The 25,897-nt window shown below is 45.5% G+C and carries 24 protein-coding genes; 15 read left to right on the top strand and 9 right to left on the bottom strand.

Going from position 1 to position 25,897, the window contains the following annotated elements; all coding sequences use genetic code 11:
• The first annotated feature begins 10 nt into the window (after positions 1 to 10).
• Genes ACLWBB_RS03425 through hemH form a run of 9 tightly spaced genes read left to right on the top strand, consistent with a single transcriptional unit; the run spans position 11 to position 9,696 of the window.
• Positions 11 to 880, top strand: coding sequence for a hypothetical protein (locus ACLWBB_RS03425; RefSeq protein ID WP_413290165.1), 870 nt, complete (start codon positions 11 to 13; stop codon positions 878 to 880).
• The gene (hemC, locus tag ACLWBB_RS03430) at positions 871 to 2,361 is read left to right on the top strand and encodes a hydroxymethylbilane synthase (RefSeq protein ID WP_413290166.1); all 1,491 of its coding nucleotides are present in this window, start codon (positions 871 to 873) and stop codon (positions 2,359 to 2,361) included. The genes ACLWBB_RS03425 and hemC overlap by 10 nt, the downstream gene beginning before the upstream one ends.
• Positions 2,349 to 3,629 (top strand): glutamate-1-semialdehyde 2,1-aminomutase, encoded by a 1,281-nt coding sequence (hemL, locus tag ACLWBB_RS03435; RefSeq protein ID WP_413290167.1) that lies wholly within the window; start codon positions 2,349 to 2,351, stop codon positions 3,627 to 3,629. The genes hemC and hemL overlap by 13 nt, the downstream gene beginning before the upstream one ends.
• Complete coding sequence (locus ACLWBB_RS03440; protein ID WP_413290168.1) at positions 3,630 to 4,478, top strand: sensor histidine kinase; 849 nt, start codon at positions 3,630 to 3,632, stop codon at positions 4,476 to 4,478.
• Positions 4,475 to 5,146 (top strand): response regulator transcription factor, encoded by a 672-nt coding sequence (locus tag ACLWBB_RS03445; protein ID WP_413290169.1) that lies wholly within the window; start codon positions 4,475 to 4,477, stop codon positions 5,144 to 5,146. Before ACLWBB_RS03440 ends, ACLWBB_RS03445 begins: the two co-directional genes overlap by 4 nt.
• An 8-nt stretch (positions 5,147 to 5,154) precedes the next feature.
• Entirely contained in the window at positions 5,155 to 6,177 is a 1,023-nt protein-coding gene (locus ACLWBB_RS03450; protein ID WP_413290170.1) for a uroporphyrinogen decarboxylase family protein, read from the top strand.
• Positions 6,174 to 7,532: an oxygen-independent coproporphyrinogen III oxidase gene (gene hemN, locus ACLWBB_RS03455; RefSeq protein ID WP_413290171.1), complete on the top strand. Its 1,359-nt coding sequence runs from the start codon at positions 6,174 to 6,176 to the stop codon at positions 7,530 to 7,532. The genes ACLWBB_RS03450 and hemN overlap by 4 nt, the downstream gene beginning before the upstream one ends.
• Positions 7,529 to 8,734, top strand: a complete 1,206-nt coding sequence (locus ACLWBB_RS03460) for a protoporphyrinogen/coproporphyrinogen oxidase (RefSeq protein ID WP_413290172.1) — start codon at positions 7,529 to 7,531, stop codon at positions 8,732 to 8,734. The genes hemN and ACLWBB_RS03460 overlap by 4 nt, the downstream gene beginning before the upstream one ends.
• Positions 8,731 to 9,696, top strand: a complete 966-nt coding sequence (gene hemH / locus ACLWBB_RS03465; protein WP_413290173.1) for a ferrochelatase — start codon at positions 8,731 to 8,733, stop codon at positions 9,694 to 9,696. Before ACLWBB_RS03460 ends, hemH begins: the two co-directional genes overlap by 4 nt.
• On the opposite strand, the gene ACLWBB_RS03470 is transcribed toward hemH, so the two are convergent.
• Positions 9,667 to 10,515, bottom strand: a complete 849-nt coding sequence (locus tag ACLWBB_RS03470; protein WP_413290174.1) for a type II secretion system protein — start codon at positions 10,513 to 10,515, stop codon at positions 9,667 to 9,669. The genes hemH and ACLWBB_RS03470 overlap by 30 nt on opposite strands.
• A gap of 315 nt (positions 10,516 to 10,830) precedes the next feature.
• Between ACLWBB_RS03470 and ACLWBB_RS03475 the strand changes: the two genes are divergently transcribed.
• The gene (locus ACLWBB_RS03475) at positions 10,831 to 11,529 is read left to right on the top strand and encodes a hypothetical protein (protein WP_413290175.1); all 699 of its coding nucleotides are present in this window, start codon (positions 10,831 to 10,833) and stop codon (positions 11,527 to 11,529) included.
• Here the strand turns inward: ACLWBB_RS03475 and ACLWBB_RS03480 are convergent.
• The 3 genes from ACLWBB_RS03480 to ACLWBB_RS03490 form a co-directional block, all read right to left on the bottom strand.
• A complete protein-coding gene (locus ACLWBB_RS03480; protein ID WP_413290176.1) occupies positions 11,526 to 12,212 on the bottom strand; it encodes a hypothetical protein in 687 nt (228 codons plus the stop codon). The two genes, ACLWBB_RS03475 and ACLWBB_RS03480, sit on opposite strands and share 4 nt — an antisense overlap.
• Before the next feature lie 39 nt (positions 12,213 to 12,251).
• Positions 12,252 to 12,920, bottom strand: a complete 669-nt coding sequence (locus tag ACLWBB_RS03485; RefSeq protein WP_413290177.1) for a hypothetical protein — start codon at positions 12,918 to 12,920, stop codon at positions 12,252 to 12,254.
• 263 nt (positions 12,921 to 13,183) lie between these two features.
• Positions 13,184 to 14,176: a MerR family transcriptional regulator gene (locus ACLWBB_RS03490; RefSeq protein ID WP_413290178.1), complete on the bottom strand. Its 993-nt coding sequence runs from the start codon at positions 14,174 to 14,176 to the stop codon at positions 13,184 to 13,186.
• A gap of 236 nt (positions 14,177 to 14,412) precedes the next feature.
• On the opposite strand from ACLWBB_RS03490, the gene ACLWBB_RS03495 reads away from it, so the two are divergent.
• A complete protein-coding gene (locus tag ACLWBB_RS03495) occupies positions 14,413 to 15,540 on the top strand; it encodes an ABC transporter substrate-binding protein (RefSeq protein ID WP_413290179.1) in 1,128 nt (375 codons plus the stop codon).
• Positions 15,541 to 15,544: 4 nt separating this feature from the next.
• On the opposite strand, the gene ACLWBB_RS03500 is transcribed toward ACLWBB_RS03495, so the two are convergent.
• Together ACLWBB_RS03500 and ACLWBB_RS03505 are read right to left on the bottom strand one after the other, a co-directional pair.
• Positions 15,545 to 16,360 (bottom strand): hypothetical protein, encoded by an 816-nt coding sequence (locus ACLWBB_RS03500; RefSeq protein ID WP_413290180.1) that lies wholly within the window; start codon positions 16,358 to 16,360, stop codon positions 15,545 to 15,547.
• Positions 16,361 to 16,431: 71 nt separating this feature from the next.
• Entirely contained in the window at positions 16,432 to 17,004 is a 573-nt protein-coding gene (locus ACLWBB_RS03505) for a hypothetical protein (RefSeq protein WP_413290181.1), read from the bottom strand.
• Between the two features lie 165 nt (positions 17,005 to 17,169).
• Here ACLWBB_RS03505 and ACLWBB_RS03510 point away from each other — a divergent pair, with 165 nt between their 5' ends.
• From ACLWBB_RS03510 to ACLWBB_RS03525, 4 genes are all read left to right on the top strand, one after another.
• Complete coding sequence (locus ACLWBB_RS03510) at positions 17,170 to 17,679, top strand: ankyrin repeat domain-containing protein (protein WP_413290182.1); 510 nt, start codon at positions 17,170 to 17,172, stop codon at positions 17,677 to 17,679.
• Positions 17,669 to 19,111 (top strand): catalase, encoded by a 1,443-nt coding sequence (locus ACLWBB_RS03515; RefSeq protein WP_413290183.1) that lies wholly within the window; start codon positions 17,669 to 17,671, stop codon positions 19,109 to 19,111. The genes ACLWBB_RS03510 and ACLWBB_RS03515 overlap by 11 nt, the downstream gene beginning before the upstream one ends.
• Positions 19,112 to 19,203: 92 nt before the next feature.
• Positions 19,204 to 20,709, top strand: coding sequence for an alkaline phosphatase family protein (locus ACLWBB_RS03520; protein WP_413290184.1), 1,506 nt, complete (start codon positions 19,204 to 19,206; stop codon positions 20,707 to 20,709).
• A gap of 54 nt (positions 20,710 to 20,763) precedes the next feature.
• Positions 20,764 to 21,231, top strand: coding sequence for a low affinity iron permease family protein (locus ACLWBB_RS03525; RefSeq protein WP_413291580.1), 468 nt, complete (start codon positions 20,764 to 20,766; stop codon positions 21,229 to 21,231).
• A 4-nt stretch (positions 21,232 to 21,235) separates the two neighbouring features.
• On the opposite strand, the gene recN is transcribed toward ACLWBB_RS03525, so the two are convergent.
• From recN to ACLWBB_RS03540, 3 genes are read right to left on the bottom strand one after another with little or no spacing between them, the layout of a single operon-like run.
• Entirely contained in the window at positions 21,236 to 22,930 is a 1,695-nt protein-coding gene (gene recN, locus ACLWBB_RS03530) for a DNA repair protein RecN (protein ID WP_413290185.1), read from the bottom strand.
• 21 nt (positions 22,931 to 22,951) lie between these two features.
• Positions 22,952 to 23,836 (bottom strand): NAD(+)/NADH kinase, encoded by an 885-nt coding sequence (locus ACLWBB_RS03535; RefSeq protein ID WP_413290186.1) that lies wholly within the window; start codon positions 23,834 to 23,836, stop codon positions 22,952 to 22,954.
• Complete coding sequence (locus tag ACLWBB_RS03540; protein ID WP_413290187.1) at positions 23,836 to 25,875, bottom strand: M3 family metallopeptidase; 2,040 nt, start codon at positions 25,873 to 25,875, stop codon at positions 23,836 to 23,838. The genes ACLWBB_RS03535 and ACLWBB_RS03540 overlap by 1 nt, the downstream gene beginning before the upstream one ends.
• Between the last annotated feature and the right edge of the window lie 22 nt (positions 25,876 to 25,897).

Below are 25,897 nucleotides of genomic sequence, written 5' to 3' on the forward strand. Positions count from 1 at the left end.
AAAAAAATATATGGACGACATCTCTCTTCTTCATCGCCGCCACCATAAAGGTTTCCAAGGACTCTCTGACCAAAGTCTTGTCTGGAAAACTTGTTTACGCCAGATCGCTTTCCTTCCGGAAAATGCGGTGGAAATTCCGTTCGAAGAAGGGGACGAGATCTACAAAGGCAAAGACGCTTTCGCCTTTTTACTAGAAATCATCTGTGGCCTTCGTTCGCCAATCGTTGGTGAAACTGAAATCTTCGGCCAATTTAAAAACTTCACAACTGAGGCTTTGGAAAAACAAGATGCAATGACTTTGCAGCTGCGTGGATTTTTCCAAGCTTTGATTCAAACCGCAAAAAGCGTTCGCGCTGAATATCTGGTTGGTTTGGGTTCTCAAGGTTACGGCAGTCTTGTGCGCAAGCTTAGCAAAAACGATAAGGCCGTTACTTTATTGGGCTCGGGTCAGTTGGTTGAAGAGATTCTTCCGTGGGTCGCAAAAGAAAAAGCCCTACAAGTTGTTTGCCGCAAGCCAATTAAGGCTGCGCGCTTTTCAGAAAAGTATTCGAATTTAAAAATCGACGCTCTTGCAACAGTTCAAGATGTTTACTCTTGTGTGGTCGTGGCAGCACCTCTATCAGATGAAGAGCTTCTGCAATGGTTGAAGACGCAGTCGGTTCATAAAGTTCTCGATCTTCGTGGAGAGCTTGAAAAACCCGAGCTTTTCAAAGATTATCAATTCATTGGCCTTAAAGACGTTTTCAAAAGCATCGAAGAAAACAAAAAAGATCTCAGCCAGAGAGTTCAAACTCTCAAGGGTGTGGTACAGAGCCGAGCTCAAGAATACTTTGAGCGCAGTCTTTATCGTCCTTATGGCTGGGAGGATTTGTGCGTCTAAGAATTTCCGCAAGGAAAAGTGATCTCGCTCGTTTACAAGCATATCAAGTCGGTGAAGCTCTCCAGAAAAAAATCCCTGGAGCAGAAATCCAATACAACTTCCGCGAATCCCTTGGTGATAAAAATCTAACAGATCCTTTATGGAAGATGCCTGAGAAGGGTGTCTTCACTGAAGACTTCGTGCAAGATCTGCTAGACGGCAAAACCGATATGGTTGTGCACTCTTGGAAGGATCTGCCGACAGCTCCGCGTGTGGGGACCAAAGTCGTTGCGACTTTACCCAGAGCGGATCAACGCGATCTTTTGATTTTCAAGAAGAGCCACGCCGAGCGTGTACGTAGTTCGAAAGCTTTGCATATTTTTAGTTCTTCTCCGCGCAGGGCTTATAATTTAGAAAACTTCTTTAAAGAGCATTTGCCTTTTCAATTGGGCCAAGTTCAATTCCACAACGTTCGTGGCAATATTCAAACCCGCGTTCGTAAGCTTCTAGAAGATGCAAATGTCGACGGTCTGATTTTAGCAAAAGCTGCGGTCGATCGTCTGTTGACTGCGAAAGCGGCCGAGTTTCAAGAAACTCGTCAGTTTTTGCGCGAAGCTTTGCAGGGTTTGGATTGGGTGGTATTGCCACTTTCTGTAAATCCGAATGCGGCAGCTCAAGGTGCGCTTGCGATTGAAATCAAAGAAGGTCGTGAAGATCTCGAAAAAGTTCTAGCCCAAGTAGATTGCCGTGATACGTTCGCGAGTGCTCAGAGAGAGCGCGAAACTTTGGCGAGCTTCGGTGGTGGTTGCCATCAAAAAATTGGTGTGGCTGTTTTGAAGCGTGCCTATGGTGAGGTTTTCTTTTTAAAGGGCCTCACAGATCAAGGGCAAATTCTTGATGAAAAATCTTTACGCCGCGAGTTCTCATCGCAAAAGTTAGCCCCACAAAAACTGGCAAGCTCGAAAGAGTTGAAAGTCTCTCGCAGCTTGAGTTTGTCCGTAGAAATTCCGACTCATACTCAAGGTCTTTGGGTGGCCAAGGCTGAAGCTTATCCGCAAGGGCTCAAGTTCTCGGGTCTTGTGTGGACCGCGGGACTGCAGACCTGGAAGAAGCTGGCGCAAGAAGGCGTATGGGTTCATGGCTCGAGCGAATCATTGGGTGAAGATGAAAATCCACAGCTCGATGTTTTGTTTGGCGGCTCTGTCCGTTGGGCAAAGCTCACACATAAGGACGCTCCGCAAGAGCCCGGCAAGGATTTGCTTGCGACTTACCAAGTCGAAATTTCGAGCAAAGATTGGAATATCGGCGAGCGAGAAGCATTCTATTGGAACAGCGGTTCTCAGTTTTTAGCCGCACTTCAGAAAGAGCCTTCGCTCAGACACAAAAGACATGCCTGCGGGCCTGGAAACACGTATAAAATACTACGAGATCAATTAGGCCCCCAAGCCTCGATTGAAATTTATTTGGATGAAGAGGATTGGAGAAAATCATGCAGTCTTTAGAACTTTTTGAACGCGCCAAAAAAGTAGCCCCAGGAGGAGTGCATTCTCCGGTTCGCTCTTTTAAAGGCCTAGATCACCATCCGATTTTCTTCAAAAAAGCTCAAGGTGCGTATCTTACTTCTGTTGAAGACAAAACTTATATCGATTTCTGCCAAAGCTTCGGTCCGTTGATTTTGGGTCACCAAGATCCTGACGTAAAAGAAGAAGTTCACCGTATGATTGATACGGCGTGGACTTTCGGTGCATGCGAAATCTATTCGTTAGAACTTGCTGAGTGGATGACTCAGAATCTTCCGTGGATGGAAAAACTGCGTTTCGTGTCTTCAGGCACGGAAGCTGTGATGAGTGCCCTGCGTGTAGCAAGAGCGGCGACTAATCGTAAAAAGATTTTAAAATTTGAAGGTTGTTATCATGGTCACGCAGATCAGCTTTTGGTTAAAGCAGGAAGTGGCCTTGCTGGAACTTCGGCTTCTAGCAGTGCTGGTATTTCTCCGGAAGTGGCAGCAACGACTTTGGTGACTCCGCTTGATAACATTGAACAACTGCGTGAAGTTTTCAAAGTCCAAGGTTCCGAGATCGCAGCCGTGATCATCGAGCCATTGCCTGCAAACTATGGTTTATTAGTTCAACGCCAAGAGTTCTTGAAAGAACTTAGTACTCTTTGCAAAACCCATGGCGCTTTGTTGATCTTTGATGAAGTGATCTCTGGTTTCAGAACCGCGTTTGGCGGCATGGTAGAGTTGACTGGCATAAAGCCAGATCTGGTGACCTACGGTAAAGTCATCGGTGGCGGCTTCCCAGTGGGCTGCTACGGTGGTCGCAAAGACTTGATGGATCTAGTGGCTCCAAGCGGAGACGTTTATCAAGCGGGGACTCTCAGCGCGAACCCTGTGGGTATGCGTGCAGGTCTTCGTACTTTGCAAAAAATGAAATCTATTGATGGTTGGAAAGTTTTAAATCAAAGAACCGAGAAGTTCTGTCAGAAATTGCAAAAGGGCTTCGATGATATGAAAGCTCCTGTGACGATTTCTTATCACAGTTCTTTGTTTTGGATCCATGGCCGCGTGAAAGAACCGATCCGTACGATTGAGCAAATTCCTGCAGGACAAGGAGAAAACTTTAAAAAGTTATTCTTAAAATGTTTGGATAAGGGCGTTTATTTGGCGCCGAATGCCTATGAAGTAGGATTTATATCTTTAGCTCATACAGATGAAATTCTGAACGACGCCGCTGATAAAATCCTTCAGGCGGCAAAAGAGGTTTTCTAATTGAGTAAGATCAAGACCATCTTAGCCACAGTTTGGTTTTTCTTTGTCGTCTCGTTAGTCGGCTGGTGGTGGGTTTATGCCATGAACACCTTCCCGGCTCAGGCAGGCGAAGAAATGCTAAGAAAGCACCGCATGTTCATGTGGGAGGGCACCATTTTATTGGCAGCCCTTATCATCGGTGGTGTGGCATTGGTCTTTCTTTCTTACCGTGATGAAAAACGTCACAATCAGTTGAAAACATTCTTCGCGGCTTTCAGTCATGATATTAAAACTTCGATTACACGCCTAAGACTTCAAGCCGAAGTTCTGGAAGAGGACAATGCGTCTCAGAAAAGCCCAGTCTTGCAGCGTTTGATCAATGATATTTCTCGTTTGGACTTGCAGCTAGAGAACTCGTTGCTATTGGCTACGACAAGCTCTGACACTCTTTTGCGCGAGAAAATCACTTTGTCTAAGACTCTTGAGTCTTTGCGTATTATTTGGGGCGAGCTTGAATTCCGTCTTAGCCAAAATGCCGAGATGATCGCAGACAGCCGCGCAATAACCAGTGTGATCCGCAATATCATCCAAAATGCGGCTTTGCATGGGGAAGCAACGGTGATTGAAATCTCTGCGAAGGCCGTAGACTCGCAACGAATCCAGATTTCAATTACCGATAACGGCAAGGGCTTTCAAGGCAATGCTTCGCAATTAGGGGCCCAGATGATGCCTTCTAATAAAGGTGCGGGCAGTGGCATTGGTTTGTATCTTGGAAAAATCTTAGTAAAAAAAATGAACGGGGATTTGAGTTTTGAAAACGCGAATCCAGGCTTGAAAGCCGTCATTCAGATCGAGGGTCGTCTGCTATGAGACAGATTCTTTTGGTCGAAGATGACAAGTCCTTAGGTGAAACTCTGACAGAGAGATTGTCGAAAGAATATCGCGTGCTTTGGGCACAAAGTGTTCAAGCGGCGAAAGACACCCTTGCAAAAGAAAAGGGTCTGGACCTAGTCATTCTGGATTTAGGTTTGCCTGATGGGACGGGCTTTGAAGTGGCCGAGTATATTCGCGCTGCGAATCTGCATCCGCTTTTTATTTTCCTGACAGCTCAGGCCGATGCTGAAGCCCGTTTAAAGGGTTTTGAAATCGGAGCTGAAGAGTTCATTCCAAAACCGTTTCATTTAAAAGAACTTTTAATCCGCGTAAAACACGTGTTGGATCAGCATGCCGTTCAATCCGAGATCGAGATCGAAGGCGTCAGTATCAACTTCACTACGATGGCTGTTCGTAAAGTCGACGGTCAGATTGAATATCCTCCGGTGACGGATTTAAAGATTTTGCAGTTTCTTATTGAACGCGCTCCGCGTGCCGTGAGCCGCGATGAAATCATCAACGAAGTTTGGGGCCTAGATAAAAACCCAAGCCATCGTACCATTGATAACACCATTGTTCGTCTGCGCCAGTTGATCGGCGAAAAAGGGGAGTCCTACATCCGCTCAGTGCGTGGTGTGGGCTACCAGTGGTTTAAAGAAAGTTAGGAAGTCCTATGTCGAATGTATTATTTCAAAATGCTTTAGCTCGCAAAGTTCAAAAAGTGCCACCGATTTGGTTCATGCGCCAAGCGGGCCGTTATCACAAGCACTATCAAGGGCTGCGTAAGGATCACAGTTTTGATGATCTTTGCAAAGTTCCAGACTTAGCAGCACAAGTGGCATTGGGACCTGTTGAAGATTTTGATTTCGACGTAGCGATCTTGTTCAGTGACATCCTTTACCCACTGCAAGCAGTTGGAATGGGCTTAGAGTACACTGATCATGGTCCAAGATTGGGCTTTCAATTAACTCCAGAAAATATTCAAAACCTCAAACAAGGTGAAGACGTTGTTTCTTTCATGAGTTTCCAAAAAGAGGCCATGCAAAAGACACGTTCGGTTTTGCCGAAAGATAAAAGCTTGATTGGTTTTATCGGCGGCCCTTGGACATTGTTCGTCTATGCTGTCGAAGGTTCCCATGCGGGAAGCCTGACGCAATCAAAGCGTTTGATCTCTATGTTCCCACAGTTCTTGAAAAAGATGTTGCCGCTTTTGAAAGAAAACATCCGCCTGCAATTTGAAGGTGGCGCTGAAGTTGTCATGATCTTTGATACAGCAGGGGGCGAGCTTTCACCGCTGGATTTCCGTAAATGGGTTCAGCCGGTGTTGAAAGAACTCAGTGCGGTCGCTCCTGGTAAGATTGGTTATTATTCTAAAAACACTCAAACTACATACTTCGATCAGGAATTCGTAAGCTTGCCATGGGCAGGTATGGGTTTTGACCACCACTGGAACTTGCCAAACTGTTTCAATGTTTCAAAGAAGGGCTTTGTTCAAGGAAACTTCGATCAAAGCATGCTCTTCCTTGAAAAATCTCAATTCCAGGAAAGCCTGGGAATATATATCGAGAATATGAAGACTCTGACTCCTGAACAAAGAGCAGGCTGGGTCAGTGGTTTGGGTCACGGCGTTTTACCAAAAACTCCGGAAGACAATGTAAGACTCTTTGTTGAAACGATTCGAAAGGCTTTTGCATGAGTTCTGATATTTCAAAACTAATTGCGAAGTACGATGTTCCGGTGCCTCGCTATACGAGTTATCCGACAGTACCTTATTGGGCCGAAGCTCCGACTCATGAGCAATGGATCGGTCATTTGCGCGAAACCTTACAGAATTCTAAAAACCGCTGGTCGATGTACATGCATCTGCCTTTCTGTGAAAGCCTGTGCACGTTCTGTGGTTGCAATACCACGATCACCAAAGATCATAAAAAAGAAGAGCCTTATATTAACTCTGTTATTCAAGAGTGGAACCTCTATAAAGCACAAGTGCCAGAGTTGATGGAAAGACCTCTGACTCATTTGCATTTGGGCGGGGGAACTCCGACGTTCTTTTCTCCGGCGGCTTTGAAAACTTTGATCGAGACCATCTGGAAAGACGTCAAAAAAGACACTGAACACTTTGAAGCCTCGATTGAGGTGGATCCACGCAGAACTTCTGTAGAGCATCTAAAAGTTTTGAAAGAACTTGGCTTTGACCGCGTCAGCATGGGCGTTCAGGATTTCAATCCTGAAGTTCAACGCCTAGTGAATCGCATTCAACCTTACGATATTACTGCAAAGCTGACAGAAGAAGCCCGTGCAATAGGTTTCCGTTCTGTGAACTATGATTTGATTTATGGCTTGGCAAAACAAACGCCAGAGTCTTTTGCTGAAACCGCAAGATTGACCGTGGCACTTCGCCCGGATCGGATTGCGCTTTATAGCTTTGCTTTGGTGCCATGGATTAAACCTGCTCAAAGACTTTTCAAAGACGAAGATCTTCCAAGTGGAGCCGAGAAAAGAAAGCTCTACGAAATCGCGCGCGAAATCTTGATGAAAGCAGGCTATGTAGAAATTGGTATGGATCACTTTGCATTGCCAACCGAAGCATTAAGCCATGCAGCTCAAACTAAAAAACTTCACCGCAACTTTATGGGTTACACCGATCAAAGAAGCGAAGTTTTGCTAGGTCTGGGTGTTAGCTCGATTTCAGAAACTCCGTACAGCTTCCATCAAAATGAAAAGCTGCTGAATCTTTATCAAGAACGTGTCGAGAAGGGCGAAATCCCAACTCATCGTGGTCATGTTCACACCAATGAGGACCGTGAACGCCGCCAGCAGATTCTAAGTCTGATGACTCAGCTGAAAGTGTCTTTGAACAGCCAAGCACAAGCTCAGGCTGCAAAAACTTTCTTAGAAGAAATGGCAAAAGACGGTTTGGTGACGGTCACAGACAGTGAAGTGACTGTGACTGAAAAAGGTCGTCCGTTCTTGCGTAATGCGTGTGTGTTCTTTGATGAAAGACTGCGCAGCAAACAACCTCAAACTCAGGTGTTCTCGAAGTCGATATGAAGAAGGTGACTGTTGTTGGTGGAGGATTCTCGGGGCTTGTGACGGCTTACTACTTAAGCCGCGAGGGCTTTGCTGTAGACCTTCACGAAGCCAGTCATCGCCTCGGTGGGCTTTTAGGATCAGAGCGAACCAAGAACGGCTTGGTTGAAACTGCAGCCAATGGTTTTATCAACTGCGATGATCTTGAGGATCTTTTCAAAGATCTGGGCCTTGAACCTTTAAAACCACAAGCGCATGCTAAAAAAAGATTTATCTATCGTGACGGCCTGAAACGTTGGCCTTTGAAGTTTTTTGAAAGCCTGGGGCTTGCGACCAAGTTTCTGTTCAAACTTTTTTTGGCGAAGAAGTCTCTTCGACCTACAAATCAAGAAACGATTTTTAATTGGGGGCTTCGAAACTTAAGCCCGTCTGCTACGGACTATCTTTTAGGCCCGGGCCTTCAAGGAATTTATGCAGGTGATATTCGCCGCATGAGTGCCGAACTTGTTTTGGGTCCTCTCTTTCAGGGTGGCAAAAAGAAAAAGTACAGAGGCACTGTCTCTCTTGCGAACGGCATGGGTGATTTTGTTATGAGTCTAGTACAGAAGCTCTCTACCCAAGGTGTGAAGATTCATTTGAATTCCAAATACAAAGTAGAATCCCTGAGTGAACCTCATGTCGTAGCAGTATCAGCTTCGGCAGTACCTTCGGTCATCGAGAAGGTGGCACCACAAGCAGCGGCAGAGTTACAGAAGATTGAAGTGCTTCCAGTTCTGTCGGTAACGGTCTTCTACAAAGAGGCCCCGAAAAAGATTGAAGGCTTCGGAGCGCTCTTTCCAGCCGATCAAGGTTTTAAAGTCTTGGGGGTTCTGTCACCAACGTATATCTTTGCAAACCGTGGCCCTGAGTATAGTGAGACCTGGATTTTCGGAGGCACTCATTCTCCGGAAATGCTTCTGAAATCAGAATCCGAACTGCGTGAGATCATTCTTGCAGAACGTGCGAAGATTTTAGGTTCGAGCGCCGAAATCAAAGACATACACATCTACCCATGGCCAAAGGCTTTGCCTCACTACACTTTGGCTCATCAGGAAATTCTTAAAAATTTGCACTTGCCACAGAATCTTTATTTGGCTGGCAATTATTTGGGCGTGATTGGGCTTAGCAAAATTCTATCTCGCAGCAAAGAACTCGCATCTCAGATGAAAAGGACCCATTCATGAAAGCCACCAAGGGTGTCTTGCTGATCAATATCGGTACTCCAAACTCTACCAGCAACGGCGACGTGGGTCGCTACCTGCGCGAGTTCCTGATGGATGAAGAGATTCTGCCAATTCCGGCGTTCTTTCGCTGGATTTTGGTGAACATCGGTATCGTTCCACGCAGAGCTTCGGCCTCTGCCAAGAAATACAGAAGCATTTGGACCAGTGAAGGCTCACCTCTGATGGTCCACTCATTGGGTTTACAGAAGAACCTTCAGCACGCTTTGGGCAGCGACGATTATCAAGTCGAAATCGGAATGCGCTATGGAGATCCCTCTATTGCGACAGCGCTGAATAAATTCAAATCTCAAGGTATTGAAGATCTGTATGTATTGCCTCTTTATCCGCAGTACTGCCGAGCGACGACAGAATCCAGCTTCAAAAAAGTGGACGAAATGATTGCGAAACATAATCATTCTTTCCGCGTGAAAAAAGCTCCGGCGTTCTGGATGCAAAAAGAATTCAATCAAGCTGTGGCTGAAGAAACGAAAAAACATCTTCAGGGCAAAAAGATTGATTACTATCTGATGACCTATCATGGTTTGCCGCAAAGTCAGAACAACAAAATGGAAGCGGGCAATACCTACCAAGAGCAATGCTTTAAAAACTCTGAACTGATCGCCAAAGAATTGGGTTTATCCAAAGACCAATGGGGAGTCTCGTTCCAATCGCGCGTCGGTGTCGAGACCTGGATTAAGCCTTACACAGATGAAGAGCTCAAAGCTTTGCCAGGCAGAGGAGTTAAGGACCTGGCTGTCCTTTGCCCAAGCTTCGTGGCAGATTGTCTTGAGACCATCGAGGAAATCGGTATGGAAGGCTCTGAAACCTTCAAACATGCAGGTGGCGAGAACTTCTACCTGGTCCCTTGTCTGAACGACCGAGTGGATTACTTATTACCTCAATTCAGCCCAGCCATAAAGTGAGCCGGCTCCACCAGAGCTGGCCCTATACGTTGACCCGACTGGCACTGTGGCGGTGGCATTGCACATAGCCGCACCAGCGCTGTCATTCACAAAGTTATAATCTACAGAGACTCCGTCGACACGAATAGAAGCAGAACAACGTTGCCCAGATGCACCGCTATAGACTTGAACGCTGACCTGGATATCTTGTGCAGTATTGTTGATATAGTCGGTATTGAATGCACGTTGACCCAACATCGAGAGCCATTGACGGCCTGAAGCTCCGACCCCTTTACAGCCGACTATTTGCTTAGCCGAGTTCGGGCTTGCGGGATTGGTTTGCAATGTCGTTTTGACGGTGATTGCTTTTGGTGGGCGAATACTGGTGGATGCAAAATCCACTCGATAGTTCGCAGTAAAAAAATCATTAGATCCTTGGATGTTCTCAAGGACAATAGACTTCACTGTCATCTGTGGAGACAGAGCTGATACAGAACCGTCTTTTGCTATCAAAACGGATGACCCCGCAACACCGCGAAGTAGAATTCTGTCGAGTTCAATTATTTCGGTCGCGATATTTTGAATATTAATTGTCTGAGCCGAGCGATGAGAAGCTTCAGAGGGATCTGTCAGCTGGAAGGTGCAAACGGAGCCATCTGCCAAAGTGGAGATCAATAGCTGCTGTAAATCTAGCGCACTCAGTTTATCGGCTAGAGCTCTAGATTCTTTCTGCTGTGAGACTATCAGAGATGTCAGCGCGAGAGCGATGAAGCCAATAATCGAAACGGCAACAAGAACTTCAATCAGGGATGTTCCAGACTTGTTCTTAATTTGAAACAATTAATACTCCTAGCACTAGTCCTAGTATTAAAGATCGGCACTTTGGTACATTAGCTACAGGTTTTGAGCGGGAAGTTTTCGAATTCCCCAAAGGAATTTGGGGAATAGTGCGGGCATTAGAAACCTATCGCTTTTTCATCAACACAAAAAACATCATAAAGTTTAGAATGCCATGAGTGACATCATAGGGCTTCCCTAGGCACGTTCGTGGAGCAGTGGCTATATGGAGGTATTAATTTAATCGATGGCATAATAAAATCTATTAATTTTACATATGCCTCTGCTGCGCTTACAAAGGACGCCGTGGAGGTATTTATGTTTAAATCACTAGTCGCATTCGTTTTAAGTTTAAGTAGTCAGTTTAGCTGTGCTCAGATGATGGATCACTCGTCCCATAGCAAGGATTCCCCTTCAGTTCATGGGATGGCCATGGTGGGAACTAAGAAGGTCTATCTTTCGCACTTGCCAATGTTCCATTCGCCGCATGACTATCAGGCCTTGCTAGAGGTTTCTCTTAGTCAAGAGGGCTTGGATACGTATCTAGAAAGCAAATCAGGATCGACAGAGACACTTTATACTTTAGTGCCCGAGATTTTTGTTTTGCCAGATATGATTGGCCATCCAAAACCATTCAAAGCTAGCATTTATAAAGGGCACTTTGAAAGGGGCGGGCAAGAGATCGTTGCCAACGTCACAGTGACTATTTCCAAGGTTTTGTATTTTAAGAAGTTCAATCCTCAGGAAAAACAAGCGACGACTTCTCAGTACATTCTTTTCGGTAATAGCAGCGAGCAGTTCGCAGCCCACTTAATCACGGCAAAACCTGATTTTGATCATCTTTTGAGTGTGACAGTACCACCGGCGCTCGCACAGCAGATCGCACTAGAAAACCACGTCGTTGTTTCGGTCGAAGGCAAAAAAAATCAGGATCCTTGGCAAGCTCCTGAAGTTTTGAATGGTGAAATTGAAGTCAAAGAAAGTCTGTATCTAGAGCACGGGGATCTTTCGCACTAGAAAGACATGCCCAGGTGGAATCTCATGAGTTGGCCGCCATAGCCTCGAGCGAGATTTTTCCACTCCTTCTCGATAGACGTTTTCTCGGTGAGGTTGGTATTAGTGCTGCGAAAGTTAGTTTCCATTGTATTGATAACAGGATTAATACCAATCCAATCGACGCCCATGGCGAAGTTTTCCCACTGCCATTGATTGCCGATGGCCAAGGTGCCGGTAACACTTCTCGAAGAACCTGTGGTGACTCCGTTATTATCGAAGTCATTATATGTCCCTTTTAGTTTCATAGAGCGAATGTCGACACCGGTCTTTGTATAAAAAGAATTTCCGAAGAAATGTTTTAGATTCATACCCAAGGTATCAACGTGCATATCATAACGTGGTCCAATGATGTCTGAGCCTACAGAAGCGTTTCCGGACGATATTTCAAATTGCAGAATATTATTGCGGTCCTGATAACTGCCGATTGTGATCCCCACGCCCATAGCAGGAGCTGATGCAGCACCAAAGATTTGCGCCATAACTATATGTTCTTTATCAATACGGTGGTGCTCGCTGGAGTCTTCAAGAATACCTTTAGGCTTTGGAATGATAACGATCTGCTCTTCTTGATAAGGAGCGGAAAAAGCAGGCAGAGCCACTAGCATAGATAGTGTTACGTATACAAAAAAACTTTTCGATGTCATAAATCCCCCCAAACAATATTAGTATTCAGCGCGTGACTTTTAGAACGAAGCTCCCAAATAGAATCTCATAAATTGATAGCTATTCGTTTTTGCAACGGATTTCCATTCGCGATTAAGATCTCGGGCTTCATCAGGGTCCATATTCGTCGTTCTGTATTTGGATTCCAAAGTAAGAACTGAAGGATTGAAGCCAATCCAATCACATCCCATAGTAAAAGAGTCCCATTGCCATTGGTTGCCGATAGCGATATTGCCCGTCAAAGCATTCGCAGTTCCAACAACAGTCGAGTTGGTAAATTGGCCGTTCTCGTAATCAAGATTTTCAACAGTGATCGAGCGGTGGTCTACGCCGAGTTTTGTGTAGAAAGAGTTGCCGTAAAAATGCTTCCAGTTCACGCCAACCACACTGGCTCTGACGTTCGCGATAATCAAAGGAAGCACCCCAGAGGCCATTTCGAGTTGAAGAATGTCATTGCGATCCAAGTACATCCCTAGGTTTAAACCCAAGCCAAAGAATGGAGCCACCGCAAAGCCCAAGAGCTGCGTTGTAACCATGTAATCCTGATTGATGCGTTTATGCTCGCTAGAACCCTCGATAACGCTATGAGTGCGTGGAACGACAGTCACCATCTCTTTTTGCGCTCCAAAAGCGGGTAAAGCCATTAATAGCGAAAGGCTGGCGTTCATGGCGAGGTACTTGAAATTCATGGATTAGCTCCTATAGATAGTTATTTAGTACGATTCCTTCAAGACTATTGCAAGCACGAAGCCAGAGGGGCCGAGCCGTCATCTGGTATCTGAGGTCCACAATAGGGGAAAACGATGTCTCGAAATGAGACTCTAGATATTTGGAGCACGTGGAACTCCGAGCGCCTGTCTAACAAATTTCGGCGCCTTTTTCAGAGGGGAACTTTACTTTGTAAAGCCGGGGAAGTCGTAAGAGCCCCGAGGACCCTTACGACTTTTGAGAGTTAACCGACGACTAAAGGGAACTTTTCCATCGGCAAGCCAATTTCCATGACGGCGGCAAGCGAGGAGAGCAATACAATCTCTTCATCAAGACTCAAAGTCTTATCCAATTTCATTTGTGAGCGACGGTAGCGGTTGAAGCCATAAATCGTGATGTCTTCGCCATCACTAACCACGCCGCCGATATAGCGGATTTGTTTTTCAAGATTGGTGTTCTTAGAGAAATAGTAAATGCGGCCTTTTTTCACAAGAGTCTCGCCAGCGAGCTTTACCGAAGACTCATCATCCGCATTAATGATGGTTGTCGTGTGTGCACCGACGAAAGAAAAAAGGTTCAGATAGTTTTGAATAAGGGACTCGGTCGATGAAGTTATTTTCTGAACGACGATAACTTCAGGATTCAAATTTTTTACTTCGGGAGCCATCAGATGTTTTTCAGGAACGACCAAGATATGGGGTTTTTCCTGAGGCAGTGGTGTTTTGCCATCCCAAAGAGTTACGGGGGCCCGTAAGCCGCCTTTTGCGAGATGCTCTTGAATTTTCTGTGCTGTTTGTTCAAGTCCCTCGATGCCGGTGATGACGATCGAGACTTTTTCAACCATTGTCATAATGTACTTCCTCTCTGAAGCCGTAAGTGGCTCGTTTTTCTGTTTCAGAGAGGTCAGAATGCGTTCTAGCTGATTTTTCTTTTTAAGCAGGGCTTTCTCTTCATCGAGCACGACAGCCAAGCGTTGGCTCAGAGCTTTATCGAGCTTTTTGAAATCCAAAGCGCTATCAGCGGCCAAAAGGCCTCGGATCTCGTTCAGAGTAAATCCCAGCTCATTAAAGTCACGGAGTCGGTAAGCAAGTTCCAGTTGTGATTTCTTGTAATAGCGATAGCCATTGTCGCCACGAGTATGGGAATTCAGAAGCCCCATCTTCTCATAGATGCGAAGGGCTTTTGCAGAAACCCCGACGCGCTTAGAAAATTGTCCTATTGTCAGCCAATCCTTCATTCGAACCTCATCCTTACCCTCAGGCTTGCCCCTAGGGCAAGGTCAAAGGGAAAATTTAGGGAGAAATACGGAAAGGCTAGAAATCAACTAGCCTCGTTACGTGGGAGTTCTCTGATAATTCTAGAGAGTTTGCTTAAGATCAAAAGGGTGTTACGACCGGTCTACTTGGAAGTGGCATTTTACAGACGGATCAGTTCAAGCTATGCCAAAACCGGCGAGTTGGATAGTCTCGAGGCATGAAGATTTGGATTTGGTTAATCCTTCTTCTTGCGGTCTATGCACAACCTGAAAAGAAGCCTGTGGCTGAAACATTGACCATGGATGTTTGGGAGCCCTACGCACCCGATTGGGCTGTTCAGGAATTCAAAAACATTATCAAGAAGAAGTATAAGAAAAATATCGAGGTGGTGGTTAAGTACGTTTACTCACCCAACGAGTTTTACGATCGGGTTCGCGCCGACGAGACCGACATTATTTCTCCATCTCATAATCTTATTCGGGATGATCGTTTTAACTTTATCGGCAAGCAGTTGGTTATTCCTATCGACAAAAAGATCGTACGAAATATTAGAGGAGTCGAACCTCGATTTCTAAAAAACGAGGCTGTCTTGGAAAAGAAAGTTCTGATGGGAGTACCCTTTGCAACGGGTTCCTATAGTCTGCTTTATAAGAAAGCACATTTTAAGCATCCGCCAGATAGTTGGAAAGTGCTTTGGGACCCGCGCTATCGCGGGCGTTACGCTATCTCGAAAGACTTTTACGAGAGCAATATTTATATCACAGCACTTGCAATGGGCCTTCCAAAGAAGACCATTGCAGATATTGACAAACTTAATACTGAAGTTTTTAAACATCAGTTAATGACACTGTTACGACATGCAAATTATTGGCAAGGGGTTCCGCATGATAAAGACGTCACTCGCAGTATCTTGACGACGGCGTGGGGATTGTCCCACTCGGTTCACGATGACAAAAACAAAGAGTGGGCCTTTGCATATCCCAAAGAGGGTATAACTCTTTGGACGGATTACTTGTTAGTGACGAAGGCGGTAAAACGTTCCGCGTTTGCAGAAACTCTGGCGATGGAATGGATTAACTATTCGCTGTCGCCAAGTTTTCAGAGACGTTTAACGGTTGATCAATTGAAGTGCTACTCGGCGGTCCCCGAAGCATACGTGGAGGGGCGTCGTCTTGATCCCAAAGAGAAAGAATTTCTATTTCAGAACGCCGTGTATTGGCCGGTGCTCTCGGAACGCAATCGTAATGGTCTAAAGTTTATGTATGAGCAAGCTGAAGAGAGAGTCACTTCGATGGACAAAAAAGCAGAAGCGTCTCCGGATGTGAAAGAACTAGAACAAAAATAAAAACCTAGTCCGGCATGACTGGGAGCTGAATTGCTCGCATATAAGGAACTGGATTCAGGATCTTTTCCTTAGAGCCATCCCAGTGTTCCTTCTGCTGAACCGCAACGGCTTCACTGTTGAAGTCTAAGAAGAACCATGCAATCAAACGATTCGGCTCATCTGTGTTGAAGGTGCGATTGTCTGCATAACTTCCAAGCCACGTTTTGCCGATAAAGACCGGACCATATCTACCAGGGACAGCCACCATCACGTCATAGACTTGGATTTGGGTCAGAGCCCACTCTTGCCAATAGCCTTTGGTGTTTGGCTTTGCATAATTCAAAATAACTACATTCGATTTTGCTTTAGGGACTAATGGATGTTTATCCAAAAGCTGAGTTACAAAGCTTGCCATCGGAGTCACGGAAGTTTTTAACAGCAGTGTGTGACGAATACGATTCAGCCCCATACTCTTGCGTGGATTTTCAGATGGAAAGAAAATCTTTCCGCGCCAATTTGCGCCAGTTAGACTATCAAGAGCTTTCGCAAATAAAGGAGTGCCTAAGTCAAATACGCGGGCGCCAGCACCGGCAGCATAACCTTCAGGAACTTTTTCAAGATTGATTCCGTGGTTGTTAAAAAGATCTTCGAGAATATCAAGACGACCTTTTTGTGCGAGTTCTTGCAAAGTCCAAATCGTCGTTTCATCTGCGCGCAAAGGAGGAGTTTTTACAGTTTCCTGAACTGTTCCGTCCTGAGCCGGATTTCGTTCCGATGACGAGGTGTGGGCACATGAAATCGTAAATATCAAAACGCTTGCGAGGCATAAGATGGACTTCAAGCAAAACTCCCTTTGAAGGTCTATAGTTTTAGCTTAAACCAGCCTCGCAAAAGTTGAAACTCGGTAGAGGTCTAGGAATGTGCCTGAACCTGCTTGCGGAAGTAACGAACAAGGCCGAAATAAGTCGGTATAAAAGCGACACCAAGACCTAAAAGCGTATAAAAAATGGGAGCTGAGAAGAACGCACTAATCGGGTACTCCACACCTTGATGCCACTCAGGACCTGTGCCCGCATAGAAGAAGCGTTTATAGCCTGTTCCGTCCCAGCCAACGACCAGAACAAAGAGCATCGCAAAGTGACTCCATATAGTTTGAAATACCGCGGCCTTTTGCTGGCCTTTTCGTAGGAAGTACCAAGTGACAAAAAATCCTAAAATACCTTGAGTGACATTGGTGACGCCAAACAGGCAGACCAGCCAGGCGGGGATGGAACTGTGAGTTTCTGCCACAAACATAGTTTCCCACCCGGGGAAGGCCCACAATAGGTACAAGCCAGACGGAGCGAAAACGATCGCAGTCCATAGAAGACTCAAATTAAAAAACTTGTTGTTCCAAAACGAGCTTTCCTTTTTTAGAGCCGGGCCTGCTGCCAACGCCAACCCCGCGCTTAATCCATAGGACCAGAAGACATCTACTTGTACCATTCCTAATCTCCCCGTTGTTTTCCCAGCAATAACATAGCTCATTTCAGGAAGATAGAGGGGGCGCCAATAGGCATCATAGTTTTTACCTATATGTATATAGGAACATAATATTTAAAATCTATATCGTTTTCACCGATTATAAACTCATGGAGATCGAGGTGAACCATGAGAAATTATGATGAGTACCGAAAACAGAATACAGAGTCCGTAAAATTGTTCGTTGATGCGAAGATAGGGAACACGGAAGCTTTTGCAGATGAAAAAGCTCTGTCGCCATATTTAGATATCAACATCAAAGATCACAAAGGCTATTCGCCATTAATGTACGCCGCTTATTACAATCATATTGATTTAGTGAAGTGGCTGATCACGAACGGTGCCGATGTCGAGAGTCCCGATCGTGGTGGTAACACCATTTTAATGGGAGTCGCATTCAAAGGGCACATCGAAGTCGCACAACACTTGATTCGTGCGGGCGCAGACGTCAGCGCCACTAATCTTATTGGTATGAATGCCCTGCAATTTGCCCAGATGTTTGGTCGTCATGATATGGCGGTCTTACTCGACGGAGCCCAAGAGGGATTCTTCCGTCGCACAATTCAGCAAGTGCGCCTCTGGGGTTTTTACATTGCTCAAAAATTACAAAGCAAAAAGGAGATTACAAATGGCCTCTAATAAAAAAACACTGACAACGGCGGGTGGACAACCTGTTTCGCAAAATCAACACTCACTCACAGCAGGTGCCAGAGGACCCGTGCTCATGCAAGACTTCCACTTAGTTGAGAAGCTTGCGCACTTCAATCGTGAGCGCGTGCCAGAACGTGTGGTACATGCCAAGGGCTCTGGCGCTTATGGACACTTTACCGTCACGAAAGACATTACGAAGTATTCGCGTGCAGCGGTATTCTCTCAGGTCGGTAAAAAAACCGACGTGTTTTTGCGATTCTCGACCGTCGCCGGAGAAAAGGGTTCTGCCGATACAGAACGCGACCCGCGTGGGTTTGCAGTGAAGTTCTATACAGATGAAGGTATTTGGGATGTGGTCGGCAACAACACACCCGTATTCTTTGAACGGGATCCATTGAAATTCCCAGATTTCATTCATTCCCAAAAGCGGGATCCGCGTACAGGCTATAAAAATGCTTATCGTATGTGGGATTATTGGTCGAAGTCTCCGGAAGGACTTCATCAGATGACGACGCTTTTTAGTGATCGTGGAATTCCAGATGGCTATCGCTTTATGCACGGCTTTGGCAGTCACACATTCAGTTTCTGGAATAAATCTGGCGAAAGATTCTGGGTGAAGTTTCATTTTAAATCCATGCAAGGAATTAAAAACCTGACTCCAGAACGCGCGACCGAGCTTGCGGGTAAAGACCCCGACTATGCAGGACGCGATTTATTTGAAGCGATCGAAAAAGGCGAATATCCGCGCTGGCGTTTGATGGTGCAAGTAATGCCCGAGAAAGAAGCTGAAACATACAGAATCAACCCGTTTGATCTTACGAAAGTGTGGCCACATAAGGACTATCCTTTGCAAGAAGTTGGAATTCTCGAGCTAAACCGCAATCCGCAAAACTACTTTGCAGAAGTAGAGCAGGCGGCGTTCTCGCCATCGAACTTACCTCCGGGCATTGGTGCTTCACCAGATAAGATGTTGCAAGCAAGACTCTTTGCTTACCCAGATGCTCAGAGATATCGCATCGGTGCGAACTACCAACACTTGCCGGTGAATCGTTCGCAGAATGCAGTAAATTCATATCAGCGTGATGGCGCGATGAGATTCGACGGGAACGGAACTCATGACAATTATGAACCCAATAATTTTGCAGGACCCGCGCAGGATGAGAGCTTGGTAGAGCCACCACTCAGAATCTCTGGCGACGCTGCAAGATATGATGCTCATAAAGGCAATGATGAATATACACAAGCCGGTGATTTGTATCGCTTGATGACTCCAGAAGAGAGGGAGCGTTTAACGACAGTGATCGCGGGAACCATGCAGGGAATTCCCGAGCACATCTTACGTCCTAATCTAGAGAATTTTGCCAAGTGCGATGCAGAATACGGAGCGAAAATCGCAAAAAAGGTCGGAATTAAAATTTAACCATAACGAATCTAGACAGATATTTAACAATTAGATTCTTGTGTCATCCCGAGAGGCTCGTTAGCATAGACGTTAACAAAGGATCTCTCGGGATGAAATATTTGAGTCTAGTTCTGTTTATTTTTGTCGCTTCTGTATCAAACGCTCTGACGCTAGAGAAATACAACAAGAAACCAAAACTTGTTGTCGTCATGGTGATCGACCAATTCCGCGCAGATTATCTGACGAAGTATCAAAAAGAATTTATGCCTGTCGGCGCCAAGAATGAAGTCGGTGGCTTCAATTATTTGATTTCTAAAGGCGCGTATTTCCCGTTTGCTGAATACGATGTTCTTCAATCGATGACATGTCCAGGGCACGCGATGATCTCGACAGGATCGCATCCGTACTTCACCGGAATTTCTTTGAATGAATGGTATGATGTGAGCGCCAAGAAAAAAACTTACTGCGCAGAAGACAGCGAGTTCGGGATGTCTCCGCGTCGCCTGAAGACTAGCACTTTCGGAGACGAGTTAAAAAATGTGTCAGAATCCTCTAAGGTTATTGCGGTTGCTTTGAAAGATCGCTCTTCAATTATGTTGGGTGGCCATCGCAGTGATGTCACTTTGTGGATGGATCAAGTGGACTTAAAATGGATCACGAGCACCTACTATCAAAAAGAAGTTCCTGCTTGGGCAAAGACGGTCAATGAACGAATCGTAAAATCTGGCGTCTTCAAAAACCGTGAAGAAGCCAAAAAACTTTTAATGACTCCAGTGGGTGTTGAACTCACTCGTGAAATAGCAGAGGCCGCTCTTAAGAGCGAAAAGCTTGGTAAAAATGGTCAGACCGACATTTTGGCTGTGAGTTTTTCGTCTCACGATATGGCGGGGCATACGTATGGCCCGAACTCTCCAGAGTTGAAAGCAATGACTTTGGCAGAGGATAAAGAAATCTCGAAATTTCTGACAGCGATCAAGAATCACATGGGCTCTTTGAACGATGTGGTTATTGCACTGACGGCGGATCACGGTGTGGCTCCAAGTGTGGATTACGCCCAAGCATCAAAGCTAGATTCAGGCCGCATCGAGTATTTAGCGATGTACAAAAAAATCTATGAAAGACTTGATCAAAAATTCGGCCGTCCCTCTAAAGAATGGATTTCGGCTGGCGTCAGTTTTAACTTCTATCTAAATCCCGAAGCTTTGAAAGAAAGAAAAGTGACCGTAGAGCAGGTCGAAGCGGAAGTAAAAGAGGCCATGACTGGAATGCCAGGTGTTTTGCAAATCGCAACAAGCTCTGAAATCGCAAAAAACATTTTGCCGACTGGGGAGCTGGGAAAACAGCTGACTCGTCAATACATCGCAGGAAACAACGGCAATATCATTCTGATTCCAAAGCCATTCTATATCAGCAAGGGCGAAGCTCCAGTGAATCACATGACGGGCTATGCTTACGATAGAACAGTGCCTTTGATTATCTTAGGGCCAAAAATTAAGGCTGGCGTTTATGCAAACCAAGCCAAGGTGATTGATCTTGCGCCGACTTTGTCGTTTATCAACGGTGCTTTGCCACCAGCGACTACAACAGGTCGAGTTCTGAGCGAAATCTTCGAGTAAATGTCATAAGACGCGGACTTGCGTTTTGCCACCGGCGGGCTATCGTTTAAAACGATGGCTCAAAACTCTCTGTTCTCTCGATTTGCGAAAAAATCAGCGCATGTGACTGGTCTGCCGGGCACATTTCTAATAGCGGTTTTTGTTATTCTTGCGTGGGCGATCACTGGGCCACTTTTTCAATTCAGCGATACCTGGCAATTGGTGATTAATACGGGGACGACCATCATTACTTTTCTGATGGTGTTTCTGATCCAGAACACGCAAAACCGCGATTCGGTGGCCGTACAATTAAAATTGGATGAACTTATTCGAGCTACGAGGTCAGCGCATGACTCTTTGATGGACCTCGAAGAGTTAGAAGAAGCAGAGCTAGAGCAAATTCGTGCAAAGTTTGAAGAGGCTGCAGCAAAGGCCCGCAACAAACTGCGGGCGCTTGATAGTGCTTTTGCGACTTTCAATGCTTTAGAAAAAGAAGCCGAAGATCTAACAGAAGAACCTAAGGAACAACAAAAGGATCACTAAAATCCTAATGAGCCTCTTTCAAAAGCTGCTCGGCATGATCCAAGCTGGTTTTTGAAATTTTCTCGCCCGAGATCAAACGAGCAATTTCTTTCACGCGCTCTTTGCTTGGAAGTGCGGCCACTTCCATTGTGATCGAGTCTTTCTTCGGAGACTTCTGGATAAAGAAGTGAACATCCCCGAAAGCCGCGACCTGTGGCAAATGAGTCACGCAGATAACCTGCTGACCTTTAGCGATGCTTTTAAGCTTACGGCCAACTTTCTCGGCTGTTTGGCCAGAAACGCCAGTGTCTACTTCGTCAAAGAGGTAAGTGCGAGGCTGATTCGAAGAACCCACCACGCGCTTCAAGGATAATAGGATACGAGACAACTCACCACCGCTGGCAAACTTTGCTAGAGGGCGTTTAGGATCTTTTGCAGAGGTTTGGCTCATGAACTCGACATCACTCACACCCGTTGCTGTCAGGTTCTCAAGCTTGATGATATTGGCGTGGAAAGTAACGCCTTTCATATTCAGGTCCAAAAGCTCTTCATTCACGCTGTCAGAAAGAAGAGTAGCGCCTTTTTCACGGCGTTTATGAATATCTAAAGCGAGTTTCTCAAGTTCTTTAACCAAAGTAGCCGCTTCTTTTTTAAGATCTTCAATACGAGTCTCTGAGTTTTGCAGATTTTTGATCTCTGTTTCCATCTCAGCCAAAGCTTTAAGGATGTCATCAACAGTCGGACCGTATTTCTTTTGTACTTTACGAAGGTCACTCAAACGCTGCTCGAGACTTTCAAGGCGTTGAGGATCAGAATCAATTTTATTCACGTACTGACGAAGACTGTAGATGCAATCGTCGATCAAAGTCTTTGCTTGCTCAAGCACGTCGATTTTACCAGCCAATTGTGGGTCCAAGCTTGAAATCTCGTTACCACGTTTCAAGATTGTATTGATGCGATTCATGGCAGAGTCGTCATCGCTGTAAAGAGCCTCTTCGGCTTGATCCACGAACTGGAACAGGCGGGAAGCGCTTTTAAGCTTCTTTACTTCTGCTTCGATCTCAACATCTTCGCCTGACTTCAATTCAAGGTCCGCGATTTCATCGCGTTGGAACGTTAAGAAGTCTAAACGTTGAGCTTTTTGTTTGGCGTCGCTTTCAAGCTGTTGGATCTCGCGATGGATTTCCTGATAGCGCTCAAAACCTTTTTGGTATTGAAGACGCTTATCCCAAGTTCCAGCGTACTGATCCAAAAGATCCAAGTGATAAGCTTTAGAAAGCAAATGGCGATTTTCATGCTGACCCGTCATTTCGATCAACGGAGCTGAATGCCCAGCGACTTCAATCAAAGGTGCCACGATATCACGAAGGTTGTGCAAAGTACTGAGAGTGCCATTCAAATACACTTTGGATTTGTCGCCAGTACTGATCGTACGGCGAACGATCAAAGTATCTTCTTCGATCTCAATACCCATCTCTTCAAGATTCTTTTTGATATCGTGACGTTTTTGGATGTCGAAAGAACCTTCGATAGTCGCGGTCTGCGCGCCAGTACGAATTGTATCTGCAGAAGACTTTTCGCCCATTAAAAGGGCCAAGCTTTTTAGAAGCACCGATTTACCGGCACCTGTTTCACCGCTCAAGATATTCAAACCTGTTTCAAATTCGATATGAAGATTTTCAATAATGGCAAAGTTTGAAACTTTCAGTTCTAAAAGCATAAGTCCCCCTCAGAAGTCCCTCTAGGCGCGATCCCCGAATTTCAATTTTTCTCGCAGCAGGTGGAAGTAGTTGTGTTTTGGTGCTCTCACCATCAAGTGATCAAAACCACTTCTCTTGATAATCACTTCGTCATCCGGAGTGATCTCAGTTTCATTTTGTCCATCTACGATGAGTTGCGCACGCTGCGAGCGGCTGTCCATCTTAAAGGACATGTGCAAATCATCTGGTAAAATCAAAGGTCTGCTGGTCAAGCTATGCGGAGCCACCGGAGTCACCACGAAAACTTTTGCTTCCGGATGAAGGATCGGGCCGCCCGCTGCCAAGTTATAAGCCGTAGAGCCCGTTGGGCTTGCGATAATAAAACCGTCGGCTTTCACTTCGCTGACCAAGAACTTCTCGCTGTAGATCGCTGTGCTGATCAAGTGACTGCCAGAGCCCCTCTCGATCACCACATCATTCAAAGCGTGATATTCCGCACGGATTTTGGTTTTGCGACGAACCATGATGTGAATCATCGAGCGCGGTCGCAATTCCATTTTGCTTTCCAAAGTTTCTTCCAAAACTCGGAAGGCATCCTCTGCACGGTTGCCAGTCAAAAATCCGAGAGATCCCATGTTGATTCCGATGATCGGAATCTGACGTCCCTCGAGACTACGTACAGCGCGGAGATAAGTTCCGTCTCCGCCCAGTGCAATCACCAAGCCAATTTTATCAATACCAGCTTTGGTTTTAAGAACCTTAGTTCCTGGGATCGCCGTTTGTTGAGGAGCTGTGAAAACTTCATAGCCCTTTTCTTTCAACCACAAGCTGATCTTCTTCGCCATGCTGACCGCTTCTGCAGTTTGCAGACGGTAAACGATGGCGACGTTTTTATTGTCTTTCAGAAGAAGCTTCTGCGAGGCCATTAAATCAGACCGTCCCTTCGTAGAAGGGCATTTGGATCTGGCTCACGACCACGGAACTTCTTGTAAAGCTCCATTGGATGTTCCGTACCACCGCGGCTCAAAACGTTGTCTTTGAACTTTTGAGCAACTTCATTATTGAACAAACCTTTTTCTTGGAAGAATTCAAATGCATCCGCATCCAAAACTTCAGCCCACTTGTAGCTGTAATATCCCGCAGAGTATCCACCCGCAAAGATATGGCTGAAAGAGCAAGAAGAGTTTGTTCCTGGAATTTTTGGCAAGATACGAGTCAATGCAGTTGCAGAGACTTCGAAGTCATCCACGTTTGCAATCTTGCTAGGATCTTGAGAGTGCCAGCTCATATCCAAAAGACCAAATTGCAACTGACGCAAAGAAGCCCAGCCAGCTTGGAATTTTGAAGAGCGTTTGATTTTCTCTACAAGGTCCGTAGGAATTGGAGCATTGGTTTCGTAATGTTTTGCAAATACGTCCAAGCCTTCTTTTTCGCCCACCCAGTTTTCCATGATCTGAGATGGAAGTTCTACGAAGTCCCAGTAAACATTCGTGCCGCTCAAAGAACGGTACGTGCAATCAGAAAGCATGCCGTGCAAAGCATGGCCGAACTCATGGAATAAAGTTCTCACTTCGTCATAAGACAAAAGCGAAGGTTTGGTTGGAGTCGGCTTCGTGAAGTTGCACACGATGCTGACATGTGGACGTTTTACATCGCCACTGAGAAGACCCTGATCACGGAAGGTCGTCATCCATGCGCCACCTTTTTTGGTCTCGCGCGGGAAGAAGTCAGTATAGAAAAGGCTGACGTATTTGCCGGTCTTTTCTTCGAAGACTTCATAGACTTTCACTTCAGAGTGATAAGCAGGGATTTCTTTGTTCTCTTTGAACGTCAAACCGTACAGACGGCGAGCGTGCTCGAACACACCTTCCACCACGTTTTCAAGTTTGAAGTAAGGGCGCAGATCTTCTTCATTGAAAGAATATTTTTTCTCTTTCAATTTCTCGGAATAGTAACCGAAGTCCCAAGGTTGCAAATCAGAAACGCCTTCAGTCTCTTTTGCAAAAGCAACGACTTCAGCGAAATCTTTTTGAGCAGCGCCTTTAGAAGGCTCAAGAAGTTTTGTCAGGAATTCTTTGACGGTGCCTGGATCTTTCGCCATACGCTCTGCCAAGACGAAGTCCGCATGAGTTTTGAAACCCAAAAGCTGTGCACGTTGATGACGAAGAGAAACGATTTTCTTTACGTTCTCTTGATTGTCGTACTTGTCGTTGAACGCTTTAGAGTTGTAAGCACGCCACATTTTTTCACGAAGAGTGCGGTTCTTAGCGTAAGTCAAAAACGGCAAGTAGCTTGGCATTTGCAAATTGAAGAGCCATTGGCCTTTGTGGCCTTTGGATTCTGCTATGTGCGCAGCGGCTTCAACAGCACCTTCTGGAAGACCGTCTAAGTCTGATTTTTTATCCAAGAGCATTTCAAAGCTGTTGGTTGCTTTCAAAACATGCTCAGAGAATTTAGGACCCAAAACAGAAAGCTCTTGGTCGATCGCGCGCAATTTTTCTTTGCCTTCGTTATCCAGCAAAGCACCGTTGCGAGTGAAAGACAGATATGTTTTTTCAAGAAGCTTGATTTGTTCTTTGTTCAAATCCAAAGAGTTGCGCTTGTCATAGACGACTTTTACTTTGCGGAAGATCTCTTCATCAAGACTGACGTCAGAACTAAACGCTGTGTATTTTGGATAGATGTCTTTCGCAAGAGCTTGGTGTTCTTCGCTAGCGTGAGCGGATTCAAGATTTCCGTAGATTCCAACTACGCGCTCAACAAGTTCGCTGCAAGTTTCAAGAGCTACGATGGTGTTTTCGAAGCTTGCTTCTGTTTTGTTTTTCTTAATACTGTCGACATTGGTTTGGGCTTGTTTAATGGCCTCATCCAGAGCCGGAAGGAAGTGCTCAGTTTTGATCAAATCAAATGGCACTGCTTGGTCTTTTTGTACGAATTTTTCGAGTAATGGATTTTGTGTTGTCATAGGCATGGTGATAGCACAAAAG

Source organism: Bdellovibrio sp. HCB337 (assembly GCF_047302465.1).
Taxonomy (GTDB): domain Bacteria; phylum Bdellovibrionota; class Bdellovibrionia; order Bdellovibrionales; family Bdellovibrionaceae; genus JACMRP01.